We start from the raw sequence: 26500 nt of genomic DNA, 5'->3' as shown, positions 1-26500 counted from the left end.
TATACAAAGTAAAATTTGAGTGAAAGTTAATTTCACTCAAATTTCCAATTAATTAAAAGAGTCCTTTTATGAGGTCTTTAATCACATCGTTTTTATTTATTCCACCAGTAGAGTTTGTTTCATTGCTATCGCTCTTCGATCCGCCAAGCTTTTTATCTAAAAATCTATCTAGCTCTTTTAAGGCTTTGCCTTTTATGTAATCCGAGCTAATATTATACTTAGGATTATCGCTTGTTCCGGTTATATTGATAGCTATATCTGTTTTTTCATAATTCATCTTTACAGGTATATTCATAGCTTTTGTTGCAGTATTAAATTTACCATTTGCGACATTTATCTGACTCCTTGTAGCATTCATATCGGCATTGAAGTCTATTAAATTTTTATCTATAGTTCCGTAAATTTTGCTGTTTCTGTAAATTTCTCCGGTAATATCTCTGCCTGTAAATGTCGCTACAGTTTGAGTAAAATTATTTTTGACAAGCCTTCCCTCATCTACTAAAACATTAAATTTACCGCTTTGTGTGGCAAGGTTATAATCAGCAGCCATATCGCCAACTCCATCATATATATTGGCAAAACCTAACATATCTGTTAGCCCTTTGGCTGTAAATTTAGTTAAATTTATTACAAGTTTATTATCTTGTAGATTTCCTTTAAGATCGCCGTTAAATAGCTTTGATGTCACGTTTGCCGTTATGTTTTCGCCCTGTTTTTGAGCGTCTCCTTTTAAATTTATCGGTCCGTATAGAACGCGATCTGTTAAAAAGCTTATATTTTTAAGTTCTGGTATATCAAGCTCAAACACGCTTTTTAGGCTATTTTGGTTGATGTCAAAGCTTCCTTTCGTATTTTTAAGAGCTATTAAATTTGTATTATTGCTTGATAGTAAATTTGCAAGCACATCAAAATTTGCTACGCTTTTTTGTAAATTTATATCACTATTTGCGCTAAATTTAAGCCCTGCCGGAAGCTTTTTTTCTAGCATTTTGCTCATTTCAGCTTCGTATATCAGGCCATCTTTAATATTTACTTTTGCTGTTCCGTTTAGATTTTTCATATCAAACCCATTTAGATTCACATCCGCATTTATTGTAGCATTTGCTAAAGGCTTAGAGCCTATCAAGATAAAGATATCTTTAAGTAAAAGCGAATTTAGATTTGCGGTTAGTTTTTCATCTTTTAAATTCGCCTTAATATTTCCGCCAAGCGCGTTTCCGTCAATATTTAGGCTTTTTAATTGATTGTTAATCGTGCTTACATCACCGTTTATATCGACTTTTCCGGATAGCTTTTGCCCAACTATGCTCTCAAGTTTTGCAAGGTCTTCTACGTTTAGACTAAATTTGCTTGCAAGGGCTTTTTTATCAATATCATAGCTGCCTTTTAGGTCTTTTAAATTGAGCAAATTAGAAAGAAAGTTTGCGTCAAATTTCGCTTCTCCGTTTTTAACATCTGCATTTGCATTAAGGTTAAAATTTACTCCACTGGCAATATCTAAATTTGTAAGCTTTTTAAACTCGCTTGGATTTAATTTGCCGTTGCTGGCTGTCAGTTTAATACTGCCCGAGATATTTTTTGTATTTTTTATATCGTTTAGTATAGCATCGCCACTTATAACCGCGCTTGCAAAGGCCGGCATCGCAGCTACTTTGATAAGCTCTTCAAGCCTTAATGAGTTTATTTTAGCTGTTAGCTTATCGTTATTTAATACGGCTTTGACACTGCCTCCAAAGCCGTTCATATCGGCTTCAAAATTTTTTAGCTGGTTTTTGGTTACTATTGTATTGCCTTTGATGTTTAGTGTGCCAGTAATCTTTTGGTTTATAATAGGTTCAAATTTGGTTAAATCATCTATCATCACTCTAAAATCGCTACTTAGAGTTTGTGAGTTGATATCATATATGGTATTTTCACTTCCCGCCACAGCTATAGGCGCAACAAAGGCTGTTTTAGCATTTACTAGCCAATCTTTTATATTTGCTTTTATCGCTCCGTTTACACTAAAATTTGAAGGCAGCGTGACATTAAAGTCTTTTGCGATTAAAGCATTATTGGTTTTAATGTTTAAAATATCGATGTTTGCCGTTCCGTTTGGCTTGCCGCCCTCATCCGCTATATTTGCTGTGATATCTATTTTGCCGTTAGCGTATATCGGCTGATTTGCTAAAGCCAGAGCCTTATCAAGCTCTATGTTTTTTGCATCTAAAATAAGTGCAAGCGGTTTATAATCCTTTAAGTTTGCTGCGAATTTAAGATTGGAACCTAGTAAATTTCCAGCTCCATTTGCGTTAAAATCGCTAAATTTACCTTTAACTGTTCCAGAAAATAGCATTTTTTCTTTAAGTTCAACGCCAAGAGAGACTAAGTTGTCCACCACTACGCTATACTTAAGATCAAGAGATTGGCTAAATAAGGATAATTCCCCCTCTACTTTAGCGTTTATTTCGCTATTTATATTTGTTGCTATATCAATAGTTGTAGGTCTTATCTGAAATTTATCAAATTTGACGTTAAATCCGCTTTTTTCTTTAATAATATTTTCAACATAAGGCTTTACGATGCCGTTTCCAAAATCGGTAAAAGCGATGATATAAGAGCCAAAAAGCAACAGTATAATAAGTCCAAGTATGACAGCTAGAATTCGCATATTTTTCCTTTAAATTTAATTTATACATTCAGGGAAGTTTAGTTATATAGACTAAACTTTACTAAGAAATTTGACTAATTTATTGACAAATTCAAAAAAATATCATATACTTTCATCACTCAAAATAAAAGAGTGCTAAAAATGAAAATTAACCAAAAGGATGAATTATGAATTTTCAACCATTAGGCAAGCGTGTATTAGTTGAACGCCTTGAGGACGTTAAGACAACAGCAACAGGTATTATTATACCTGACAATGCTAAAGAAAAACCTTTAAGCGGTAAAGTTTTAGCTGTGGGCAGCGAAGTTGAGTGCATAAAAGCGGGCGATGACGTGGTGTTTGGCAAATATGCCGGAACAGAGATAACGCTTGAAGGTAAAACTTATCTTGTGTTAAATTTAGATGACGTTTTGGGCGTTATTAAATAAAATTTGATTTTAAAAATTAATACTTAAGGAAAAGAAAATGGCAAAAGAGATATTTTTTTCAGATGAAGCTAGAAATAGACTATACGAAGGTGTTAGAAAACTTAACGACGCCGTAAAAGTAACTATGGGACCACGCGGTAGAAACGTACTTATCCAAAAGAGTTTCGGCGCTCCTGCCATCACAAAAGACGGCGTTAGCGTAGCTAAAGAGGTTGAGCTAAAAGATGCACTTGAAAATATGGGCGCAGGGCTTGTAAGAGAAGTAGCAAGCAAAACGGCTGACGAAGCAGGTGATGGAACTACAACCGCGACGGTTTTGGCTAACGCTATATTTAAAGAGGGTCTTAGAAACATCACTGCAGGTGCAAATCCAATCGAAGTAAAACGCGGAATGGATAAAGAAGCGGCTGCTATCATAGCCGAGCTAAAAGCTATGGCTAGAAAAGTAACGGATAAAAAAGAGATAGCTCAAGTCGCTACAATATCGGCAAATTCAGATGCTACGATAGGCGAATTGATAGCCGACGCGATGGAAAAAGTAGGCAAAGACGGCGTTATAACTGTTGAGGAAGCAAAATCAATCCATGATGAGCTAAATGTGGTTGAGGGTATGCAGTTTGACCGTGGATATCTAAGCCCATACTTCATTACAAACGCTGAAAAAATGCAAGTAGAGCTAAGCAATCCTTATATATTGCTATTCGATAAGAAGATTACAAATTTAAAAGATTTATTGCCTATTTTAGAGCAAATTCAAAAGACCGGTAAGCCGCTTTTAATCATAGCTGAAGATATCGAGGGAGAAGCTCTTGCGACTTTGGTTGTAAATAAACTTAGAGGCGTGCTAAATATCTCTGCCGTTAAAGCGCCGGGATTTGGAGATAGAAGAAAGGCGATGCTTGAAGATATCGCTATCTTAACAGGCGGTGAAGTGATAAGCGAAGAGCTCGGCAGAACACTTGAAGGAGCAAATTTAAGCGATCTTGGACAAGCCTCAACCGTAGTTATCGATAAAGATAACACGACTATCGTAAACGGAGCTGGCGAAAAAGCTTCTATAGATGCAAGAATAGCTCAAATCAAGGCTCAAATCGCAGAGACTACAAGTGATTATGATAAAGAAAAACTTCAAGAGCGTTTAGCCAAACTAAGCGGCGGTGTGGCTGTTATAAAAGTAGGTGCGGCAACAGAAACTGAGATGAAAGAGAAAAAAGACCGCGTAGATGACGCACTAAGCGCTACAAAAGCCGCTGTTGAAGAGGGTATCGTAATCGGCGGTGGCGCTGCGTTTATACAAGCAAGCTCCAGAGTAAAGCTTGATCTAAGCGGCGATGAGGCGATAGGTGCCGCTATCGTAAGACGCGCTTTAACTGCACCGCTTCGCCAAATAGCTGAAAACGCAGGCTTTGACGCAGGTGTTGTCGCAAATGCTGTTAGCACAAGCAAAGATGCAAATTTCGGCTTTAACGCTGCTACAGGCGAGTATGTAAATATGTTTGAAGCAGGCATCATCGACCCCGTTAAGGTTGAGCGTGTAGCACTTCAAAATGCAGTTAGCGTTTCAAGCCTTCTTCTTACAACAGAGGCTACTATAAGCGAGTTAAAAGAGGACAAACCTGCAATGCCGGCAATGCCTGATATGGGCGGAATGGGTGGCATGGGCGGCATGATGTAAGCTGCCAGTAATAAAATTCCCTTTTGTAAACAAACAAAGGGGAATCAATTTATGTATTCTTTTCTTAAAAATCTATAATTTTCCACCCTCTACTACAAGAGATTCCGGATTTACACTGTCGCCATATATTGGTTTAAGTGTAGCATCGTATGCTTTGTGAAAGAAGTTTTCCTTACCAAGTTCGATTATTTCATTATTTATCCACTCAAGTAGAGCTTTGTTGCCTTTTTTGACTGCAGGCGCTATTGCATCTACATCACCAAGCGACTCTATACCTACTGTAAAGCCAGGATTTTCTTTAGCCCATGCGAAAAGTAGGGCATTATCATGAGCTAGAGCCGCACCTCTTTTATCTAACAGTGCGCCAAATGTCTCTGTGTTTTGATCATATTTTAAAAGTTCAATATCGGGATGTTTTTTTGTGAAGTATGCATCAGCTGTAGTGCCTTTATTTACGATTAATTTTTTGCCTTTTAGCTCGTTTATATTTTTTATTACTTTGCCTTCAGGGCTAACTATACCAAGCGATACTTTCATATAAGGAAGCGCGAAATCAACGACTCTAGCGCGCTCTTTCGTATGTGTAAAATTAGCTAAAATAATATCAACCTTGTCAGCTACTAAAAATTCAACCCTGCTAGCGGCCTCTACAAGCTCAAATTTTATCTTACTTTCGTCGCCAAGCAGATCTTTTGCTATGCGTTTTGCAAAGTAAATATCATATCCTTGATTATTGCCGTTTTTATCGACGTACCCAAATGGGGGTTTATCGCTAAAAACTCCTATGCGCACATATCCACGCTCTTTTATTTTGGTCAAAGCGTCGTTTGCTTCGGCTACCTGAGCTGTTAAAAATACAGTGGCGAAGATTGCCAAAAATGAAAGCATAAAATTTCTCATTCTTTTTCCTTTGATTGAAATAAGGTAAATTATGCAATAAATTTGACTAACAAATACTTAATTAAAATGAAAATAGATTTAGAAATTTCTTTGCGCGTTCCGTTTTCGGACTTGTAAAAAATTCGTTAGGTGTATTTTCTTCTACTATTTCACCGGCATCCATAAATATTATGCGGTCTGCAACCGCACGAGCAAATTCCATTTCATGAGTTACAATTAGCATTGTCATGCCATCTTTGGCTAAATTTATTATTACATCTAGTACTTCACGCACAATTTCAGGATCAAGGGCTGCCGTAACCTCGTCAAATAGCATTAGGTCTGGATTCATACAAAGTGCACGCACGATAGCGATTCTTTGTTTTTGACCACCGCTTAACTCTTTTGGATATGAGTATTTTTTACCGCTTAAGCCAACTTTTGCTAGCCACATGTCAGCTTCTTTTTCTACCTCTTTTTTATCTCTTTTTTGTGCCTTTACCGGCCCTAGTAGGATATTATCTATTACGTTCATATGGTCAAATAGTTCATAGCTTTGAAAGACCATGCCCACATATTGCCTAATTTTAGTCCAGTCTTTAAAGTCTTTTGTGATTACTTGATTGTGGATTATTATCTCCCCATTTTCAATATGCTCTAAACCGTTTATACATCTAAGTGTAGTGCTTTTACCACAACCTGAAGGTCCTAATATAACGACAACTTCGCCACTTTTTACGTTTAAATTTATATTTTTAAGGGCGTGCGTATCGCCGTAGTATTTTTGTAAATTTTTAAGTTGAAGTATGTATTTATCCATGAATTCTCCTAATTCCATCTATCCTCAAGCTTCTTTGAGAGCTTTGAGATCGGATAGCAGATGATAAAATATAGAAAAAATATAAAGCCGTATATCCAAAACGGCGCCATGTTGTTTGTAAAGACGTGGTTTTCTATAATTTGTTGTCCGACTTTTACCACTTCTACCACGCCTATTAGCACGACTATCGAAGTTGTCTTTATCATCCTGCTTAGTAAATTTACGGCACCGGGAACCAAACGGCGCATGGCAAGCGGGACGATGACATTTGTGTAAATTTGCATCTTACTAAGTCCAAGCGATGCTGCGCTTTCAAACTGATGCTTTGGTATCGAAGTTATCGCGCCTCGCACTATATCCATCATCTCAAATATGCCCCAAACGCTAAAGACCAAAAGCGAAGCCGTAAACGCACTGATATGAAGCCCTAAAGCTCTGCTTACTCCGAAGTAAAATATAAATAACCATACTATAGTAGGCATGATACGGACTATTTCAAGGCAAAATTTGCAAATCCAATATATAAATTTATTTTTTGAGCTCATTAAAACGCCCATAAATAAACCGCCAAATACCGAAATAACTATCGATATTATAGAGATTTCAAGGCTTACTATAAGTCCTTCGCCAAGGCGCATTAAATTTTGCACATCAAATAAGATGCTAGCTCCTTGCACGTTTCATCCTTTTTTCAAGCCAAGTTAAAAGAAGTGAAGTTGGCAAAATAATTATAAGATAGCTAATAACTAGCATAAATAGCGCCTCATCAGTCATATAGTATAGTCCTATGATATCTTTTGCTACATATACAAGGTCAGCAAGTGCTACGATGCTTACGATCGAAGTTTCTTTGAGTAAAAATATAATATTTGCACTGATGCTTGGAAGCGCCACGCTAAAGGCTTGCGGAGTGATTACATAGGCAAGAAGTTGATTTTGACTTAGTCCTATGCTAAGACCCGCTTCGATCTGAGAGGTTTTTACCGACTCGTGCCCAAGCCTAAAGCTTTCAGCCATGTAGCTTCCTCCAAGAAACGCTAGCCCTATCACCGCGCAAGAAAACGAGCTTAAATTTATACCAAGTTTCGGCAGACCGTAGTAGAGAAAAAATAGCTGTATGAGAAGCGGAGTGTTGCGTGAAAGCTCGATATAGCCGTTTACGATTGGTATTAGGAATTTTATCTTGTAAAATTTTATAGCCATGCAGATGATGCCAATGATGATAGAGAGCAAGATCCCCCAAAAAGCCAAATTTAGCGTTAAAAACGCTGCTTTTACAAACATCGGCGAAAATTCTTTGATAAACTCAAAATCCATAAAATTTAGCCTAATTATTTAAATTTGAGGGGGATTTTAGCGTATTAATACTAAATTTAAAGACAAAATTAGTATTAATACCGCTATTCAAAGAAAAATTTATTTTTTAAGCATAGGTTTGTAAGGTCCAAATCTATGAGCGTTCTCGTCAAATCCGTCGTTGTAAGGCCCTACGTCCATATCCATAGGCTTAACATCAAGATCAGGGAAGTCCTTCTCGCGGCCTTGCTTGATCGGTCTTTCGTGTGAGTTCATGTAGGCTGTTACGTCATAAGCCTCTTCCCAAGTTAGGGTCGCATCGCCTTGAGGCATCGTTGATTTGACGTATTGAGCGCCTTTTATGAGGCGGTACATGCCGGCACCCGTGTTGTAGCTATCATTGCCCCAAAGAGCCGGAAATACATAGTAATCTCCACCGTTTGCAAAGTCGGGATTTACCATACCTTCGCCGTTTTCGCCGTGGCACGATGCGCATCTGGCTGCATAAATTTCTTTACCTTTTTTAGGATCTGCCGCGCGGTCTATATACTCGGCCTTAACGAGTCCTTGACCTTTAACCTTTGCGCCCACTTCATATCCTGTCGATAGCCAGTGCATGTAAGTTACCATCGCGCGCATCTCTTTTGAGTTTGCAGGGATCGGCTTGCCCGACATTGAGCGTTGGAAGCAGCCGTTTATACGATCTTGAAGAGTTACGACCTGATCGGCTCTTGAGTTGTATTGAGGAAATCTAGCCGTAATTCCTACGAAAGGAGAGTGTCCCGGCTCAACTCCGCCCTTTGAGTGGCAGCTTGAACAGGAGAGGTTGTTGCCCGCAAAGCGCTTTTTCTCATCTTTTGCCATAGGACCAAGGTATCTTGAAGTTTCGTTTAATAGCTTTGAGCCAAATATAACGGTTTTTGCATAAGGAGAGTCGCCGAGCTTAGCTTCGTCTATGACGCCGTTTTCGTCAATTCCCACAGGAAGTTTAAATTCCTGAACTTTTACTTCAAACGGATAAGCGCTTTTAGCCTTATCTTTAGCCGCGTCAAACGCAAATGAGCTGCTTACTAAAAGCGGCACAGCCATCAGCAAAACGGTATTTTTCATAAAATCTCCTTATGATAAAGTTATTTAAATTTTATTTAAAATATATTTTAAAATATTACAGGAATTTGGCGTAAAAAATATTTAATTTTTAAAACTAGAATTTTTTTAATATGTTACAATTAGTTTTAATTTTAAAGACAGAGGTTTTATGGATATTTTTCAATTTATCGGATTTTTGGGCATGATTTGCATCGTGCTTGCATATTTTTTACTTCAGATTGGCAAGATGACAAGCGCTGATTTAAGCTATCAGCTTATAAATTTAGCAGGAGCCATACTGCTTATCATCTCGCTTTTCGTGCATTTTAATTTAGGTTCGTTTTTGATAGAAGTATTTTGGATTTTTATAACGCTATATGGAATTTTTAAAATTTATAAAGATAAAAGAGAAGTTAAGGAGTAAAATTTGAGAGCTTATGCAGAGTGGGAAAAACAAGAGCTGATATTTTTATCGCTTCCACATGAAAACAGCGACTGGAAGCCTTATTTAAATGAAATTTTAGATAGCTATGAAGAGCTTGTGGCAGCTATCGTGCCTTTTCAAAAAGTAGTTTTAATCTGCCCCGATGAGGAAATTTTTAACTCAAGATTTGCCAAATTTGATAATGTTGAGTTTATCAAGATCGATACGGATGACACTTGGATACGCGATTACGGGATGATTGACGTTGAAAACGGCGATAAAATTTTAAGCTATGATTTTAAATTTAACGCTTGGGGCGGGAAATTTGAGAGCTCAAAGGATAATGCCGTAAATTTAGAGCTTGCCAAGCATTTTAAAAGTGATCTGCGCGAAGTTGATTTTATATTAGAGGGCGGAAGTATCGAATTTGACGGGCAGGGCACTTTGCTAACTACCGAAACTTGCCTTTTAAACGACAACCGAAATTCAAAATTTAATAAAGAGCAGATAGAAGCCAAGCTAAAAGAGCTTTTTGGCTTAAAGCGCGTTATCTGGCTAAAGCATGGCTTTATAAAGGGCGATGATACCGACTCTCACGTTGATACTTTGGCTAGGTTTATCTCGCCTGATACGATAGCTTATGCTTGCACGGACGATAAGGATGATGAGCACTATGAAGAGCTTAAAAAGATGAAGCAAGAGCTTGAGACTACGGGATTTAAACTGCTTGAGCTGCCGCTTCCAAAGGCTAAATTTTATGAAGGCAAGAGGCTTGGGTGTACTTACGCAAATTTTATCTTTGTAAACGGAGCTTTGATCGTGCCTACGTATAATGATCCAAACGATAAAATCGTGCTTGAAAGGCTTGCAAAAGCACTTCCAGATCATAAAATCATAGGCGTAAATTCACTCGTTTTTGTGCGTCAAAACGGTTCGCTTCACTGCTCAAGTCAAAATAGGTTTTTAAGAAGAGATGGAACGGATAGAAAATAAAAATTTACAAAGATTAGCCGTAATAGTCGCTGGAACTACGGCTTTTTTGCTTTCGGTTATTAAATTTATTGCAGGTATAGCAAGCGGTTCTGTTTCGGTGCTTAGCTCTGCGATTGATTCTATGCTTGACCTTTTGGTATCTGCTTTAAACTTTTTTGCACTTAGGAAATCTCAAGCCAAACCAAACGATAAATTTAACTTTGGTTATACTAAATTAGAAGCCATAGCTGCGATGCTTGAAGGGATTTTAATCGTAGGTATAGGAGTTTTTATTTTTTATGAAAGCATACTTAAATTTAGAGCCGACGAAGTAGAGTTAAATGTCGATTTGAGCCTGTATGTGATGATCTTTTCTTTTGTGGTTACGGGTGCTCTTGTTGCGTTTTTAAATTTTGTGGCAAAGAAGACAAAAAATTTGATAATCAAGGCTGATGCACTTCATTATAAAAGTGATTTTTTTACCAATTTTGGCATAATTTTAGCCTTAATTATTATCAAATTTACAGGATTTACGATAATAGATGCAATCTTTGGTATCGTAATTAGCGGATATATTGTAAATTCAGCCATATCTTTGATGAAAGAGAGCTTAGGGGTGCTTTTGGACAAGGCTCTTGAGTCTCAAATGGTAAGTCAAATAGAAGATATTATAAAATCTAAAAAAGAGATAAATAGCTTTCATGGGTTGGCGACTAGAAAGAGTTCTGATATCTGCTACATGGTCGTTCATTTGGTATTTGATAAGGAAATTTTACTTGTTAAGGCGCATGAGATTTCCAACCAAATCGAATATGAAATAAGGGATAAATTTAGTGAATTTAGATGGGAGATAACAACTCACTTAGATCCTTATGATGATAGAAATTTGGCTTAAAAGCTTTGTGTGATATAATTTTTTGAAAATTTAATTTGAGGTGATTTTATGAAAGTAGCGCTAATTCAACAAAAATTTCATGGCTCGAAAGAGGCTACGAATCAAAGAACTATAGAGCTAATAAGAGAGGCGGCCGAGGGTGGGGCTGAGCTTGTAGTCTGTCAAGAGCTTCATCAAACTCAGTATTTTTGCCAAGGCGAAGATACTAAATTCTTTGATCTTGCTAACGAGTGGGAAGAGGATGTCAAATTTTGGGGGCATGTAGCTAAACAAAATGGTGTGGTTTTGGTTGCTTCACTCTTTGAAAAACGAGCCGACGGACTTTATCATAACACTGCTTACGTCTATGAAAAAGACGGCTCCATAGCTGGCAGATACCGCAAGATGCATATACCGGATGATCCTGGATTTTACGAGAAATTTTATTTTACGCCGGGCGATCTTGGGTTTGAGCCGATAGATACGAGCGTGGGGCGACTTGGGCTTTTGGTATGCTGGGATCAGTGGTATCCTGAAGCTGCTAGACTTATGGCTTTGCGCGGTGCTAAAATTTTAATTTATCCTACTGCTATAGGTTGGTTTGAGTCTGATAGTAGTGAAGAGAAAATACGTCAGCTGGATGCTTGGGTAGCGGTTCAAAGAGGACACGCTGTCGCAAATGGCTTGCCTGTGGTAGCTGTAAATCGTGTAGGTTTTGAAGAGGATCAGAGCGGGGCTATGGACGGAATAAAATTCTGGGGCAATAGCTTTGTCTTTGGTGCTCAGGGCGAGGAGCTATTTAGAGCCGATAGCGAGAGCGAAGAGTGCTATATTGTAGATATTGATATGAAAAGAAGTGAAGAGGTTCGTAGAATTTGGCCATTTCTTAGAGATCGTAGGATAGATGAGTATCAAAATTTAACAAAGCGTTTTATTGATTAATTATATATATTTTAAATTCTTAAGCTTTGTCGTGCCTTAGCTTAAGAATTTAATCAATCTTTCTCTATATAAAACTTAAATAAAAAAATCATTATAAAAATAATATAAATTAAAACTTAAGAAAATTATTTTTTAAGCCTAAAATGTGTAAAATTGTGAAAAATTTTAGAATTAGTCTCAAAAAATCTCAAATAAATTTCTGGCAAAAATAGAATTTGTGATACGATAGAAAATCAAATTTTTTATAAAGGATTGACTATGAAAAAAACATCTTTGGCTTTGGCTGGACTGCTTTTGGCTTCAACACTTAGCGCAAAAGAGTTCATTTCTATCGGTACTGGTGGAATGACTGGAACTTATTATCCTGTGGGCGGAGCTATATGCAGACTTGCTAATAAAGATCCTCAGATAAAATGTTCCGTTCAATCAACGGGCGGTTCTATATATAATGTAAATAACGTTCTTAAAAAAGAGCTAAATTTCGGCTTTGTTCAAAGCGACGTAGTGTATGACAAATATAACGGCGTAGGCAAATTTAAAGATATGGGCGATAAGAATTTGCGTGCGGTTGTGTCGATATATCCTGAACTTTTGGCTTTTGTCGTATCAAAAGCAAGCGGAATTGCTTCAATAAATGATCTCGCTGGCAAAAGCATCAACGTAGGAAATCCTGGCAGCGGTAACGAAATGACTGCGCTTACGGTGTTTAATGCTTACGGCTTTGACGCTAAAAAGCTAAAACATCACGGCGTTTTAACAGCTCAAGAGTGCCCGCACGCGCTTAAAGATAAGAAAATCGACGGATATTTTTATATGGTAGGTCACCCTACGGCAAACATCACTGACGCGGCGAATTCTATGCCGATTGATATCGTAAATATTAGCGGTGAAAATATCGATAAGATGCTTAAAGAGTTTCCGTATTTTGCAAAAGGCGTGATACCAAAAGGCACTTACGAAGGCGTTGATAAAGATGTAGAAAGTATCGGCGTTAAGGCTGTTTTGGTTACAAACAAAGATATGAGCGATAAAGCGGTAACTGCTGTTGTTAAGGCGATACTAGATAACTTTGATGAGTATAAAACACTTCATCCGGCACTTGGTGCGGTCACTAAAGAGTCTTTAATAGAGGGTCTTTCAGCTCCGCTTCACCCTGCTGCTGAGGCTGAGTTTAAAAAACATGGAATAATTAAATAATTTTAAGGGTGGGTTAATGGAGCTAAACGGCAAAATTGGTGATTTAAAAAACAAGGATATAAATACGGATATAGAAGAGCAAAATGCAATACCTCAGGAAAAAGAGGAGTTTGTAGAGGTAAAAACAAGAGAGATAAACTCGAATTTTTATATCTATTTAACAAGTATAATTTGTTTTGCTTGGTCGGTTTTCCAACTATATATCGCGTATTTTCCTATGAATACCACTATGTCACGTTCCATTCACCTCTCTTTTGCGATAGCGCTTGTATTTTTGCTCTATCCTGTGAAATTTCACAAAAAGGCTCAAACTAGCGTGCCGATTTATGATATCTTGCTTTGTGTAGTGGGTGTCATAGCGGCACTTTATCCTTTTGTAGAGTTTTACTCTCTTGCTCAAAGACCAGGAGACTATACTAAATTTGATGTTTTGATATCAAGTGCTGCCGTACTTATACTATTTGAAGCCGGTAGACGCGTGATAGGACCTGCGCTTGGCATCATCGCGGCTATATTTTTGTGTTATGACTATTTTGGACAGTATATGCCAGACATCATAGCTCACCAAGGTGCCAGTCTAAATAAACTCGCAGGGCATATGTATCTAACTACCGAGGGCGTATTTGGAGTGCCGCTTGGTGTTAGTGTGAGCTTTATATATCTTTTTGTTTTGTTTGGTTCGCTTCTTGAAAGAGCTGGAGCGGGGCAGTATTTTATAAATTTAGCCTTTGCTCTGCTTGGCAGATTTAGAGGAGGTCCTGCTAAGGCTTCTGTTATAGCTAGCGGTTTAACAGGTATGGTCTCCGGAAGCTCAACGGCAAACGTTGTAACCGTTGGAACATTTACCATTCCTCTTATGAAAAAAGCCGGACTAACTAGTACAAAAGCCGGAGCTATCGAAGTGGCAGCTGGTGTAAACGGACAGCTTATGCCACCTATTATGGGTGCGGCTGCATTTATAATAGCCGAATTTTTAGGCATGAGCTATACTAATGTAATGATAGCTGCTGTAATTCCTGCCTTTGTCTGCTATGCATCCTTATTTTTTATAGTGCATCTGGAGTCTTGCAAACTTGGCTTAAAAGGAATGAAACAAGATAGAAGCGTTTCTAAGTTGAAAATTTTCTTTAGCGGACTTCACTATCTAATACCTATATTGGTTATGCTTTATACCCTTTTGATAGCCAAAGAGTCGCCGATATCCGCAGCATTTAACGCTATAAATGTTTTGTTTTTGATAATTATATTCCAAGAGCCTATTAAAAAAATGGCTATGGGAGAAAAAGTAAATAAAAACGATTTTATTATAGGCTTTGCGGATATTTTCTGGGCTATGGTAACGGCTGCCAGAAATATGACTACTATAGCTATAGCTACAGGTTTAGCCGGAATTATAGTGGGCTCAATCTCTCTTACTGGTATTGGTCAGGTTTTATCTGAAGTGGTTGAGATTATAGCAGGTAATAATATCTTGCTGATACTATTTTTAACCGCTGTTATGTCTTTGATACTTGGAATGGGTCTTCCAACTACGGCTAATTATATAGTGGTATCATCTCTTGTTGCACCTGTAATTTTATTTTTAGCTTATAAAAACGGATTTTTAATTCCTGCTATTGCGGTGCATCTATTTGTATTTTATTTTGGAATTTTAGCCGACGATACGCCTCCTGTAGGAATTGCCGCTTACGCCGCTGCCGGTATTGCCAAAGCAAATCCTGTAACAGTTGGTGTGCAAGGCTTCTTTTACGATCTAAGAACTACGGTTTTACCTTTTGCTTTTGTATTTAATAATAAACTTTTATTGATAGAGAGTATAAATCCGGCAGCTCCAAATGATGCCAAGGGTATTGTATGGATAACAAATCCTCTTGAGATGCTACTTATATTTGCAACTGCGCTTATAGGTATGTTTGCCTTTTCTTCCGCACTTCAAGGCTTTTTTGTAACCAGAGTGCAAATTTGGGAGAGAGTTTTGCTACTTGCGGTAGTGCCTCTTGTATTGGTTCCAAATATGTGCGTTAAATATATGGCCGCTATTCCAAACGAATATGTATCTTACGCTATCGGAGTAGGTATTTACGGACTTATTTTTGCATATCAATGGATGAGAAATAAGAGTGAGAAAAAGAGCTCTTAACTATCTATGTTAAGAGCCTATCTATCGCTTTTAGCTGCTACATTTATAGTAGGTTTTTCATTTGCTTTTGTCAAAATTTCACTTGAGTTTGCAAGCGTATTTGAAAGTCTGGCGCATAGATTTAGCATAGCCTTTATAGTTGTACTGATTTTAATAAAATTCGGTTTTATAAATGAAAAAATAAGCTTAAAAGATTTTAAAAAAATATCATTTATAGCCATTTTATATCCAAGTTTATTTTTTGCTTTTCAAGCCTTTGGACTTACATTTACCAGCTCGGTTATGGCTGGAATCTTTCATGCTTGCACTCCAGTTGTTACAATGGTTTTTGCGCATTTCTTTATTGGAGAATATACAAATATATGGCAGAAATTTTTTGCGCTAGTCTCTGTTTTTGGCATTATTTACATCATTTATATGTCTGGTAATTTTGGTGAAAATTCAAGTCTAATAGGCAATTTTTTAATTATTTTATCAGTTATTGCTATCTCGCTTTATAATGTTTTTGCAAGGCGTGTTTTGGCAAAATTTGAAATTTCAAAGTTAGTTGTAGTTACTATTTTTATAGGATTTATATTTTTTAATATGTTAAATTTGAGTGATTATATTTTAAAATCCAGAGAATTAAAGCTTTATTTCGCGCCTTTTTTAGATATTAAATTTACTATTTCGACACTATTTTTAGCAATTTTTAGTTCCGTAGCAACCTCTTTTTTGTTCGGCTATTCACTAAAACGATTAGAAGCTTTTAAGATAGGAATTTTTAGCAATCTTTCAACCTTGGTAACAATAATTGCCGGAATATTCTTGCTTGATGAAAATTTTGAAATCTATCATTTTTTAGGAGCAAGTTTTATAATACTTGGAGTGGTTGGAGTTAATTTGGCAAATATAAAGAGGAATGCGCGATGAAAATAGGGATATTTGACTCAGGGCTTGGCGGGCTTAGCGTATTAAATGAGGCTATTAAAAAATTGCCTAACGAGCAGTTTTTATATTACGCGGACAGGCAAAATGTTCCTTATGGATTAAAAACAAAAGAGCAAATTTTATCTTACACTACTCATGCTTTTAAATTTATGCAAGAAAAAGACGTAAAAGCGGTAGTTGTAGCTTGTAATACCGCCACTAGTGCAGCTATAAACGAGCTAAGAGAGGAGTTTGCTATACCTATTATAGGGATGGAGCCTGCTGTTAAAAAGGCTGCAGATATATTTAAAAACTCACGTACCATCGTAATTGCAACTCCTGTAACGGTAAAAGGTAAAAAACTAAAAGATCTTATAGCTCGTTTTGATAATAAGAGTTTAATAGATTTAGTTGCTTTGCCTAAGCTTGTTGAATTTGCAGAAAATGAGGAGTTTTACTCTCAAAGAGTGCGTGCATATTTAAAAAATGAACTGCTAAAATTTGATCTTGCTAATTACTCTTCGCTTGTGCTAGGATGTACGCATTTTAACTATTTTAAAGATACTTTAAGAGAAATTTTGCCACCGAATATAAAATTTATAGATGGAAATGAAGGGACTGTAAATAAGCTAAAATACGAACTTGAGAGGGTAAATTTGCTTGAGGATTCGACTCAAGAAATAGAGTATTACTATTCAGACTCCAAAGTAGATAGTCAAGTCGAGCTGGATAGGATATATAGATATTTAAAACGACTTGATCGGATGATTTTGATAGATTAAATTTTATAAAAGGGAAGATATGAGAAAAATTTTATTACTTTTAATTACTGTTATTGGTCTTTTTGCTCTTTCGCAAGATGCAAATTTGACCTCAGGTACTCTTGAAAACGGACTAAAATATTATATTAAAGAAAATAGATTGCCGGAAAATAAGGCATATTTTCAGCTTGTTGTACGCGCAGGCTCTGCGGATGAAAAGCCAAGCGAGCTTGGTTTAGCGCATTTTGTTGAACATATGGCATTTAATGGGAGTAGGGACTTTAGTAAAAACGAGTTGATACAAAAACTTGAGAGTTTAGGCGTGGCATTTGGTGCCGATTTGAATGCCTATACGACTTATGATTCTACGGCATATATGCTAAATATAGAGGTAAACGAGCGAAATTTAAAAGATGTTTTTTTGGTTTTTCGTAACTGGATGGATGGAATTAACTTCGATAAAGATGAGCTTGATAAAGAGCGCGGGGTAATTATAGAGGAGGATAGGTCTAGAAATACTCCTGAATATAGGCTTTATAAACTACATTGGGATGATTTACTGGAAGGGAGTATCTATGCTAGTAGAACCCCGATAGGTGATATGAATATAGTAAGAAATGTTAGCGTAAGCCAGATGAAAGACTTTTATAATAGGATGTATCAGCCTAGACTTATGGAATTTGTGGCTGTAGGAGATTTTAAAAAGGATGAAATTTTAGACTATATAAAAGATAGTTTTTCTTCTGTTAAAAATACGAATTATGGTACTAAAGCAAACAGAACTATACCTGCTAAAAACGGACTTTATGTTTATAACTACGATTCAAATGAAACCGCTGAAAATTCTATTAAAATTTCATTTTTTGATAAATTTTCACCAAGACAAACTGAATCGCAAATTCGCAAAGCGATTATAAATCTATATATTTCAAATTTGATAAATACGCTTTATGAAGAGAAAACAAATAGAGAAAATTCTATTCAAAGAGCGGTTTTTACAAATATGCCGATTCAGGCGCAAAAGACAATGTATAGCTTTGATATGAAAATCATAGGAGATAAACAAGGGGACTCTATAAAAGATATGTTAAGCGTTATTAACGGCATAAAAATTCATGGATTTAGCCAAAGCGACTTTGATGATGAGAAGAAAAATTTAATCAACATTATCAATAATAGATATCTGCAATCAAAGAGTAAAAAATCAGCCGATTATCTAAGAGATATAGTCTATGCACTTGAGCTTGGAAATGTGATTTTAAGCGATATTGATAGCAGGAATTTAAGTCTTAAAATTTTAAACGAAATAACTCTTGATGAGGTTAATGCTGAATTTAGACGAATCTTGAGCCTTGATGAAAAGAGCGTGAGTATATTTAGTTCTAAAGGATATAGGCTTGGTAAGGAGAAATTTGAACAGCTTGCAAATGATATAAAGCCATATACATCTCATCTTAAAAGCTTTAAATTGCCTTCAAAACTGATAAATAAAGAGATAAAACCAGGCAAAATTATCTCAAAAAAATTTGATGAAAAGCATAAAATTTGGAGTTATACTCTTGAAAATAATGCTACTGTGATTCTAAAAACTCTTAAAAATGAGAAAAATTTAATATCTTTCGCGGCTGTTAGTAAAGGAGGTGTCTCAAATCTTGCCAGACCTCAGCTAGGAGAGTTTGCGACCACACTTTCAAACGAAAGTGGAGCTGGAGAGTTTAATAACTACCAAATAAGTAAAATTTTAAACGGAAAATACTTAAGCTATCAAAAGCGAATAAGCTCTTTATCTCATGGATTTTACGGCAAGAGTAGCACTGGCGATATAGAGTCTTTAATGGAAGCCATATATCTTGAGTTTAATTCCCCAAGAGTTGATGATGATATGCTAAAAAAGATTAAGACTAAAAGAATAGAAGATCTTGCTAAAAGAGAGTCTTTGCCGAGCTATAAATTTTCTAAAGAGTTTAGCGAATTTTATTACAACGGTAATGAGCGTAAAAAGCATTTTAGCAGAAGTGATATAGAGGCGGTTAAAATTAATGACTTAAAAGATATAGTAAATGATAAATTTACTAACGCTTCATCTTATGCATTTGTTTTTGTTGGAGATTTTAAAGAGACCGATATGGAGCCTCTTATTAAAAAATACATAGCTACCTTGCCTGCTAAATTTAATAGCGAAAATTTTATAGATGACGGCGTAAGAGGTTTAGATGGAGTTCATATATTTGAGCGATTTTATCAGACTTCAAATCGTAGCGATGTGATAGTAAAGATGAAAAACGTTCAAAATGAGTATTCTAAATTTGATTTAATAAAAATTTCTGCTCTTGGCGAAGTGCTAAAAATGGCACTTAGAGAGAATATACGCGAAGAAAAGGGCGAGACTTACGGAATCTCTTTGAGTACTAGACTAAATAAACATCCTTATATTCATTCAAGAGTCGATATATCTTTTACAACTTCTCCTCAAAAACTTGATAGCGTTCTTGATGGAATAAAAAAGACGATATCAAATTTAAAGAGCGAAGGTGCGCTTGATAGATATATTCAAAGCTATAAAAAATCTACTATTTTAAAGCTAAAACAAAAATATGAGCAATCCGGTTTTTGGCTAAATGAGTTGGTATCAAGCAAGATATATGATAATGAGATATTTAGTCTGGATGAGTATGAGAAATTTGTTAGCATGATAACAAATGAGGATATCAAAAATGCAGCTAAGCTATACCTAAAAGAAGATAATATGATAATAGGTATAAACAGTCCTATTAAGTAGAGATAAATCTAAAGTTACGGCGCAAATTTAACGCCGTAACTGATATTATATTTTCTTTGATCTACTTAGATCCTCGGCCCACATACATCCCAAGCGGTCGCCTAGATCGCAAGCTTTTTGAAAGAGATTTTTTGCCGTTTTTAAACTGTCAGGCGTTTGTTTTTCAAGATGAAAAGAACCGACTACTGCACAAGAGTGAGCATCATTAAGCTCGCAAGCTTTTACTAAAAGTTTCATTGCATTTTCTTTATCAATCTTTGTTCCTTCTCCCATATCTTGCATTCCGCCAGCCATTGAGCAACTATGCTTTTGTCCCGCTTCGCAAGCCTGAAGATATAGTGAAAAGGCTTTGCTTACATCTTTTTTAACGCTTTTACCTGTGTGATACATCAACGCTACTTGCTCGCAACCTGCAGCGTTTTTGTTCATGCAAGCGGCGTTAAATTTCTCAAATGCACTTGCATAATCGGCATTTTTGTATGCAGCTAAACCATCTTCAAAATCACCTGCAAAAACACTTAAGGATAGCAGTGCAAATGCTAAAATTTTTTTCATACAAATCCTTTAAAGTTAATAATATGCTATTTTAACATATTTTGTTACTATTGCGCTTAAAACGCATATTTGGGTATTTATAAATTTTTATTGTTTAAGGCTTTTTCAAGATCTCTAAAATTTGGCATGATTGAAGCGATAAAATCATAAAAACTCTTTTTATGGTGCGGATATATTAGATGTGTGAGCTCATGAAGCACTACATATTCGATCAATTCTATTGGTTTTTCTATCAAATTTAGATTCAGGTTTATATAGCCTTTGCGAGAGTTACAGCTACCCCATCTGGTTTGCATATTTCTGATTACGATTCTGTTTATATCTTTACCAACGAATGGCCTAAATTTCTCTATCAGCTCATAAAAAATCTTTTTGGCCTCATCTTTTTTATACTTTTCGAGCCTTTTTAAGCTCGGAGTCCAAATTTCTTTATCAACTATTTTTATGTTTTTTATATTTTCATCAAATTGGAGTTTATAAACTTCACCAAGTAGCCTAAATTCATCACTGTTTGGCAAATTTTCTAAAATTTTGGAGTGAGTTTTTTCTATCCACTCTATATTTTTATTCAGTATTTCAAATACCTGCTTTTGGGTGCAAAAATACGGTAATGAGAGCGAAATTTCACCTGTTTTTGAAATTTTAATGCGAGTTGATTTTATTCTTTTAAAATTGAGCGTAACATCAAATTTATCAAATTTTATACAAGTCGTTTTGACTGCCATTTTCTACTCTTCCATCGCCATGTATTTACAAGTCCTCTTAGCCACTCATCGGCTACAAATCCTATCCAGACTCCTATTATGCCCATATTTTGCATGATTCCTAAATAGTATCCAAGTGGCAAGCTAACACCCCACATAAATATAGCGCCCGTGATTAGTGGAAATTTCGCATCTCCGCTTGCTCTAAGTGCATTTACTATCACTATGTTAAAAGTTCGTCCTGTTTCAAGAATTATCGATAGTGTAAATAGCGGAAGCATTATCTGTTTTAGCTCGTCTGTTAAATTTAGCCTGTTCATAATCTCATCTTTTGCAAAATAGGCTATTAAAACAACGGCTAAGGTTGCTATAAAACCTAGCTTTAACGCTCTAAAAGTCTTTATATAGGCCTCTTCAAATCTCATTGCGCCTACTAAATGTCCGACGATAACCTCATTTGCTACGCTAATGCTGGCTCCGCATAGAAGTATTAATAGAGTTATTTGAAAGTATATTGTTTGCACGTTTAAACTGGCCTCGCCCATGCTTGCTACAAAGCCAAATGCGACCATATATTGCGCCATCCATAATAGATTTTCACCAGCACTTGGAATCCCGATAGATAGAATTTTGCGCAGGATATTAAATGGCAGGGTTAGAAGCATTTTTATATAAATTCTTACCTTTGCTATTTTGATTAAAATTATAAATAGCACGATAACGCCTGCTAGTCGTCCTATGAGCGTAGAAATTCCTACTCCGTAAAGACCGTAGTTTGGTAGTCCAAACCAGCCAAATAGCGCGATAGCATTTCCAATAAGCGTAATAACGTTCATTAGTAACGATACAAGCATAACCGCTGTTGCGAAATTATACACTCTTAAAACAGCCGCCAGCACCATACCCATTCCATCGATAAATAGTGCAAAACCTAAAATATGTAGGTAGCTGTAGCTCTCATCGAGTAAATTTTCAGGCACTCTTAATATTTCAAGCACCAAGTATCCCTGAAAATATAAAAATGTAGCCGCAACTATCCCAAAAATCGTATTAAATGTAATGCTTGCATGCACTATTCTTGTAGCTAAATTTTTATTCTTTGCGCCCAAGGCTTGAGCTACTACTACAGAGCAACCAACGCTTAAAAAGCTAAATATGGTCATGAAAAGATCCATGACTTGATTTCCTGCACCCATCGCACCCACTAGATGAATGCTTACCTTTGTAACCATATATGTATTTATAATAAGTGTTACAAAATGTAAAAACATGTCTAAAAATATGGGAAGCGCAAGCTTTTTAAGCGATAGGTTCATAAAGTTTCTCTTTTGATATATGCGTAAGATTTCTAAAAATAACGGTTGATTATATCAGAATATAAATTTAATAGAATTTATATTTCATAAAACCGAAGATAAAAGCCTTGCTTTTAGTCTTTTTCAAATATTTTATAATAATAGCTAATATAATTTTCTTATTAGTTTACTTAAGTATAATTTTTAAAATCTTCAACTTAATGGATGTAAAAAATGGAAAAGAAAAGTTTCACCTCTCGCTGGGCATTTATTATAGCCTGCGTCGGATCTGCCGTAGGTATGGCTAACGTATGGGGCTTCCCTTACAAGGTCGGCACAAATGGCGGTGGGGCATTTTTGCTCATATATCTATTTTTTGTTGCCATATTTTCTTATGTTGGTCTTTCTGCTGAGTATGCCATAGGAAGACGTGCTAAAACAGGCACATTAGGCTCTTACGAATTTGCATTTAATACTCGTGGACTTGGAAAAATAGGCAAGATCGTAGGCTGGATACCTCTTGCAGGATCTATGTGTATAGCAATAGGCTATGCTGTCATTATCGCTTATGTTTTAAAGGCCTTGTTTCAAGCGGTAACAGGCTCTTTAATGAGTGTTGATACAAATACATGGTTTGAATCTTTCGCGTTAAGTAGTTACTCGGTAGTTCCTTTTCACTTTATAGTTGTTGCAGGCACACTTTTTACTCTATTTTTCGGAGCTAAAAGTATAGAAAAAACAAACAAAATTATGATGCCTCTATTTTTCATACTATTTTTTATTTTGGCGATTAGAGTAGCCATGTTTGACGGTGCTTTTGAGGGGTATAAATTTATATTTAAAGGCGATTGGGCTAAGCTAGGCGATCCTATGGTTTGGGTTGCAGCGATGGGACAAGCATTTTTCTCGCTTTCTATTACGGGTTCTGGAATGATAGTTTATGGCGCTTATCTTTCTAAACAAGAGGATGTTGTAGATTCTGCTAAAAAGACGGCTATTTTTGATACTATCGCCGCACTTGTTGCAGCGCTTGTGATGATACCTGCTGTTTTTGCTTACAAAATGGATCCTGCGGCAGGACCAGGGCTACTTTTCGTAACACTTCCTAAAATTTTACAAGATATGCCTGGTGGACAAATTTTTGCCATTATTTTATTTACTGCTGTAATCTTTGGAGGCATTAGCTCTTTGCAAAATATGTTTGAAGCGGTAGCGGAATCTATCATGCACAAATTTCCAAATATTAAGCGCGCTCCTATGCTGATAGCTCTTTGTGTAATATGTTTTGGAATAGGCGTAAATATGGAGGCTATATCAAGCTGGGGGCCTTGGATGGATTTTGTCTCTATCTATATTATTCCAATCGGAGCGGTTATCGGAGCGGTATCTTGGTTTTGGATAATAAAAAAAGATGAGATTATGGATGAGATAAACATGGGCGCAGCTAAAAAGCAGGGTGATCTTTGGTATAGCATAGGTAGATATGTTTATGTGCCGATGGCTCTTACACTTTGTATAATTGCGCTTAGTAAGCAAATTTCATTTTAATCAAGGCTTTTTGTGGCGTTAGTCGATCTAATAGATGTAAGTAAAAAATTTGGTCCAAACGAGATATTAAATCAGGTAAATTTTAGCGTAAATGAGCGCGAGATAATCGCTATCATAGGTAAAAACGGAAGCGGAAAAAGCACGCTAATGAAGCTTGTGGCAGGAAGCTATGAGCCTGATGTCGGCAGGCGCGTAGTGCAAAACGGCATAAAGGTTGAGATGCTCGCGCAAAATCCAAATTTCAGCGAAGGCGCAAGCGTAAAAGAGACGCTAAATTTAGAGCTTAAGGAGATATTTGACGCTAGAGAGGAATATGCAGCGGTTCTTGAAAAGCTTGCAAATAGACCAAATGACAAAGAGCTTCATGCTAGACAAGATGAGCTTATAAAATTTATCGAGGCAAAAGACGGCTGGCAGATTGAGCGAAAGATCGAGCAGGTTTTGGTCGAATTTAAGTTAAAAGAGTATGAGGATAGGGCGGTTTGTAGCCTTAGCGGTGGCGAAATTCGGCGTGTGGCACTCGGTGCGCTCATACTTAAAAAGCCCGATGTGCTATTGCTTGATGAACCGACAAACCACCTTGATGTCTATATGGTGCGCTTTCTTGAAGAGATGCTTAAAAGCTCGAAGCAAACCATTGTATTTATAAGCCATGATCGCTATTTTATCGACGCTTTGGCGACTAGGAGTGTTGAAGTTGAAGATGGCAAGCTTCGTAGTTTTGAGGGCGGATATGCTAACTACTTAGCCAAAAAAGAGGAAATTTTACTCTCTTTGGCCAAATCTCACGAGACCTTGCTAAAACAGCTTAAAAGCGAAGAGGAGTGGTTAAGGCGAGGTGTCAAAGCAAGGCTAAAGCGCAACGAAGGGCGCAAAGAGCGCGTAATGCAGATGCGTGAGGAGGCTAAGAAAAATCCGGGCGTCATACGAAGAGTAAGACTTGAGCTTGAGCGCGCAAGCAAAAATTTCAACCAAACTCACTCGACAAACCGCAAGAAAATGCTGTTTGAGATTAAAAATTTAAGCAAGAGCGTTGGCAGTAAGGTGCTGTTTGAAAAATTTGATACGCGAGTTTTGCAAGGCGAGCGTATCGCCATAGTCGGGCGAAACGGAAGCGGTAAGAGCACCTTGCTAAAAATTTTGCTTGGACTTGATAAACCAAGCGGCGGCGAGATAAAGCGCGGTGATGTTAGGATCGGCTACTTTGATCAGGCAAGAAGTGCTCTAAGCGATGAAAAGAGCCTGATCGAAGTCTTTTGCCCAAACGGTGGCGATAGAGTGCAGGTGCGCGGGAAAAATATGCACGTTTACGGCTATCTTAAAAATTTTTTGTTTCCAAAGGAGTTTTTGGATAAGCCTATCGGCGTGCTAAGCGGCGGCGAGAAAAACCGCGTCGCGTTAGCGCTACTTTTTACAGGCGAATATGATGTGCTCGTGCTTGATGAGCCGACAAACGACCTTGATATAGCTACTATAAATATCTTAGAAGACTACTTGCAAAGCTTTGAAGGCGCTATCTTGCTAGTTAGTCACGATAGGTATTTTGTGGATAAAATTTCATCCAAGCTTTGGGCTTTTGAGGGCACTAAAATCGAAGTTGTGCACCAAGAATACAGCGTCTATCTTGAGCTTGAAGACGAGCTTAACGAGCTTGATAAATTTGAAGCTCAGATGAGTGCGGATAGCGAAAATTTAGCCGAAAAACAAAAGAGTAAAAGCAGAAAACTAAGCTATAAAGAAAATCAAATTTTGCAAAATCACCCTGATAAAATCGCTGCTTTAGAGGCTCAAATTTCAAAGCTAAACGAAGGACTTAGCGATCCAAATGCCTATCAGAAAATAGGACTAACAAAGCTTTATGAAGAGCTTGAAGCGGCTAAAAAAGAGCTTAAAATTTTAGAAGAAGAGTATTTTGAAGTTTTAGAAATCGCTGAAAATTTGGATAGTTAAAAAGGAGCGCTTAGCTTCGCTCCTTTAAATTTAAATTAGCAAGAAGGTACGTTGCCGCTATCTTTTGCGTAGTGGATCACAAAATCGCAGATGTCAGGCTGAAATTTCTTAAATTGAGGACCTTTTAAGAAATCTGCTGCATTTGGATATTTTTTAGAATATTCATCTATAAATCCTGCACCTTCGTTTGAACAAAGATTCTTCCACTCGGCTATAGTGTGCTGAGCTGCAAACGCATCACCTTTTATACCGGTAGCGTCTTTCATAAATTTAAGATATAGCTTTTGTCCGCGCGCATGATCGGCTGAAGCGCTACTTACTGTTAAGCTTAGACCAACTAGGGCGGCAAATGCTATGGATGCAAACTTTGTTAGCATTGAAGCTGATGTTTTTTTGTTTAAGAACATATTTTCTCCTTAAATATATTTTAGTTGTTTATTTTAAGATAAAAACTTAAATTTTGAGTATGAAATCATATCTTAATATTTAGTAAATAATATGTGACTATATCACATATTAATCAAATAACATAATGATACAATTTTATACTTTCTTAAAATATTAGTGTAATCTAAAATTTTAAAATATAAAAATTTAAAATAAATATTAACTC

Annotated in this window: 23 protein-coding genes; 13 read left to right on the top strand and 10 right to left on the bottom strand. The window is 36.5% G+C overall.

All coding sequences use genetic code 11. The features are described 5' to 3' along the window. Positions 1-52: 52 nt before the first annotated feature. The gene (locus CDOMF_RS06625; protein WP_260951254.1) at positions 53-2650 is read right to left on the bottom strand and encodes a hypothetical protein; all 2598 of its coding nucleotides are present in this window, start codon (positions 2648-2650) and stop codon (positions 53-55) included. Positions 2651-2817: 167 nt separating this feature from the next. Between CDOMF_RS06625 and groES the strand changes: the two genes are divergently transcribed. Both groES and groL read left to right on the top strand, forming a co-directional pair. Continuing rightward, positions 2818-3078: a co-chaperone GroES gene (groES, locus tag CDOMF_RS06620; protein WP_260951253.1), complete on the top strand. Its 261-nt coding sequence runs from the start codon at positions 2818-2820 to the stop codon at positions 3076-3078. 37 nt (positions 3079-3115) lie between these two features. After that, on the top strand, positions 3116-4753 hold the full coding sequence (gene groL / locus CDOMF_RS06615) for a chaperonin GroEL (protein ID WP_172200406.1): 1638 nt from the start codon (positions 3116-3118) through the stop codon (positions 4751-4753). A 72-nt stretch (positions 4754-4825) separates the two neighbouring features. On the opposite strand, the gene CDOMF_RS06610 is transcribed toward groL, so the two are convergent. From CDOMF_RS06610 to CDOMF_RS06590, 5 genes are all read right to left on the bottom strand, one after another. Further along, positions 4826-5653: a cysteine ABC transporter substrate-binding protein gene (locus CDOMF_RS06610; RefSeq protein ID WP_442863496.1), complete on the bottom strand. Its 828-nt coding sequence runs from the start codon at positions 5651-5653 to the stop codon at positions 4826-4828. Positions 5654-5714: 61 nt separating this feature from the next. Continuing rightward, positions 5715-6452 (bottom strand): amino acid ABC transporter ATP-binding protein, encoded by a 738-nt coding sequence (locus CDOMF_RS06605; protein WP_260951252.1) that lies wholly within the window; start codon positions 6450-6452, stop codon positions 5715-5717. An 8-nt stretch (positions 6453-6460) separates the two neighbouring features. Next, positions 6461-7129, bottom strand: coding sequence for an amino acid ABC transporter permease (locus CDOMF_RS06600; protein WP_260951251.1), 669 nt, complete (start codon positions 7127-7129; stop codon positions 6461-6463). After that, positions 7116-7769, bottom strand: coding sequence for an amino acid ABC transporter permease (locus CDOMF_RS06595; protein WP_260951250.1), 654 nt, complete (start codon positions 7767-7769; stop codon positions 7116-7118). Before CDOMF_RS06595 ends, CDOMF_RS06600 begins: the two co-directional genes overlap by 14 nt. Before the next feature lie 99 nt (positions 7770-7868). Further along, complete coding sequence (locus CDOMF_RS06590) at positions 7869-8858, bottom strand: c-type cytochrome (protein ID WP_260951249.1); 990 nt, start codon at positions 8856-8858, stop codon at positions 7869-7871. Between the two features lie 148 nt (positions 8859-9006). On the opposite strand from CDOMF_RS06590, the gene CDOMF_RS06585 reads away from it, so the two are divergent. The 9 genes from CDOMF_RS06585 to CDOMF_RS06545 all read left to right on the top strand — a co-directional run bounded on the left by CDOMF_RS06585 (position 9007) and on the right by CDOMF_RS06545 (position 19835). Next, positions 9007-9261, top strand: a complete 255-nt coding sequence (locus tag CDOMF_RS06585) for a CBU_0592 family membrane protein (RefSeq protein WP_260951248.1) — start codon at positions 9007-9009, stop codon at positions 9259-9261. 3 nt (positions 9262-9264) lie between these two features. After that, positions 9265-10254, top strand: coding sequence for an agmatine deiminase family protein (locus tag CDOMF_RS06580; RefSeq protein WP_260951247.1), 990 nt, complete (start codon positions 9265-9267; stop codon positions 10252-10254). Then, complete coding sequence (locus CDOMF_RS06575; RefSeq protein ID WP_260951246.1) at positions 10235-11128, top strand: cation diffusion facilitator family transporter; 894 nt, start codon at positions 10235-10237, stop codon at positions 11126-11128. The genes CDOMF_RS06580 and CDOMF_RS06575 overlap by 20 nt, the downstream gene beginning before the upstream one ends. A gap of 48 nt (positions 11129-11176) precedes the next feature. Next, positions 11177-12049: a carbon-nitrogen hydrolase gene (locus tag CDOMF_RS06570; protein ID WP_260951245.1), complete on the top strand. Its 873-nt coding sequence runs from the start codon at positions 11177-11179 to the stop codon at positions 12047-12049. A 258-nt stretch (positions 12050-12307) separates the two neighbouring features. Further along, the gene (locus tag CDOMF_RS06565; RefSeq protein WP_260951244.1) at positions 12308-13246 is read left to right on the top strand and encodes a TAXI family TRAP transporter solute-binding subunit; all 939 of its coding nucleotides are present in this window, start codon (positions 12308-12310) and stop codon (positions 13244-13246) included. Positions 13247-13262: 16 nt separating this feature from the next. Continuing rightward, on the top strand, positions 13263-15386 hold the full coding sequence (locus CDOMF_RS06560; RefSeq protein ID WP_260951243.1) for a TRAP transporter permease: 2124 nt from the start codon (positions 13263-13265) through the stop codon (positions 15384-15386). Positions 15387-15392: 6 nt separating this feature from the next. Beyond that, complete coding sequence (locus CDOMF_RS06555) at positions 15393-16298, top strand: DMT family transporter (protein WP_260951242.1); 906 nt, start codon at positions 15393-15395, stop codon at positions 16296-16298. Next, a complete protein-coding gene (gene murI, locus CDOMF_RS06550) occupies positions 16295-17077 on the top strand; it encodes a glutamate racemase (RefSeq protein WP_260951241.1) in 783 nt (260 codons plus the stop codon). The genes CDOMF_RS06555 and murI overlap by 4 nt, the downstream gene beginning before the upstream one ends. Before the next feature lie 19 nt (positions 17078-17096). Continuing rightward, positions 17097-19835, top strand: a complete 2739-nt coding sequence (locus CDOMF_RS06545; RefSeq protein WP_260951240.1) for a M16 family metallopeptidase — start codon at positions 17097-17099, stop codon at positions 19833-19835. A gap of 45 nt (positions 19836-19880) precedes the next feature. Here the strand turns inward: CDOMF_RS06545 and CDOMF_RS06540 are convergent, their stop codons facing one another. From CDOMF_RS06540 to CDOMF_RS06530, 3 genes are all read right to left on the bottom strand, one after another. After that, the gene (locus tag CDOMF_RS06540; protein ID WP_170019069.1) at positions 19881-20390 is read right to left on the bottom strand and encodes a tetratricopeptide repeat protein; all 510 of its coding nucleotides are present in this window, start codon (positions 20388-20390) and stop codon (positions 19881-19883) included. A gap of 77 nt (positions 20391-20467) precedes the next feature. Next, positions 20468-21115 carry a M48 family metallopeptidase gene (locus CDOMF_RS06535; RefSeq protein WP_170019068.1) on the bottom strand — a complete coding sequence of 216 codons (648 nt, stop codon included), beginning with the start codon at positions 21113-21115 and terminating at the stop codon, positions 20468-20470. Further along, on the bottom strand, positions 21091-22410 hold the full coding sequence (locus tag CDOMF_RS06530) for an MATE family efflux transporter (RefSeq protein ID WP_260951239.1): 1320 nt from the start codon (positions 22408-22410) through the stop codon (positions 21091-21093). The genes CDOMF_RS06535 and CDOMF_RS06530 overlap by 25 nt, the downstream gene beginning before the upstream one ends. Before the next feature lie 213 nt (positions 22411-22623). Here CDOMF_RS06530 and CDOMF_RS06525 point away from each other — a divergent pair, with 213 nt between their 5' ends. Together CDOMF_RS06525 and abc-f are read left to right on the top strand one after the other, a co-directional pair. Beyond that, positions 22624-23937 carry a sodium-dependent transporter gene (locus CDOMF_RS06525; protein WP_260951238.1) on the top strand — a complete coding sequence of 438 codons (1314 nt, stop codon included), beginning with the start codon at positions 22624-22626 and terminating at the stop codon, positions 23935-23937. 12 nt (positions 23938-23949) lie between these two features. Further along, positions 23950-25887 carry a ribosomal protection-like ABC-F family protein gene (gene abc-f / locus CDOMF_RS06520; RefSeq protein WP_260951237.1) on the top strand — a complete coding sequence of 646 codons (1938 nt, stop codon included), beginning with the start codon at positions 23950-23952 and terminating at the stop codon, positions 25885-25887. Between the two features lie 35 nt (positions 25888-25922). Here abc-f and CDOMF_RS06515 read toward each other — a convergent pair whose 3' ends face one another. After that, on the bottom strand, positions 25923-26294 hold the full coding sequence (locus CDOMF_RS06515) for a hypothetical protein (protein ID WP_260951236.1): 372 nt from the start codon (positions 26292-26294) through the stop codon (positions 25923-25925). Between the last annotated feature and the right edge of the window lie 206 nt (positions 26295-26500).

Source organism: Campylobacter sp. RM16187, assembly GCF_025319965.1.
In the GTDB taxonomy this organism is placed as follows: Bacteria; Campylobacterota; Campylobacteria; order Campylobacterales; family Campylobacteraceae; genus Campylobacter_A.
This window is presented reverse-complemented; position numbering and strand designations above follow the sequence as displayed.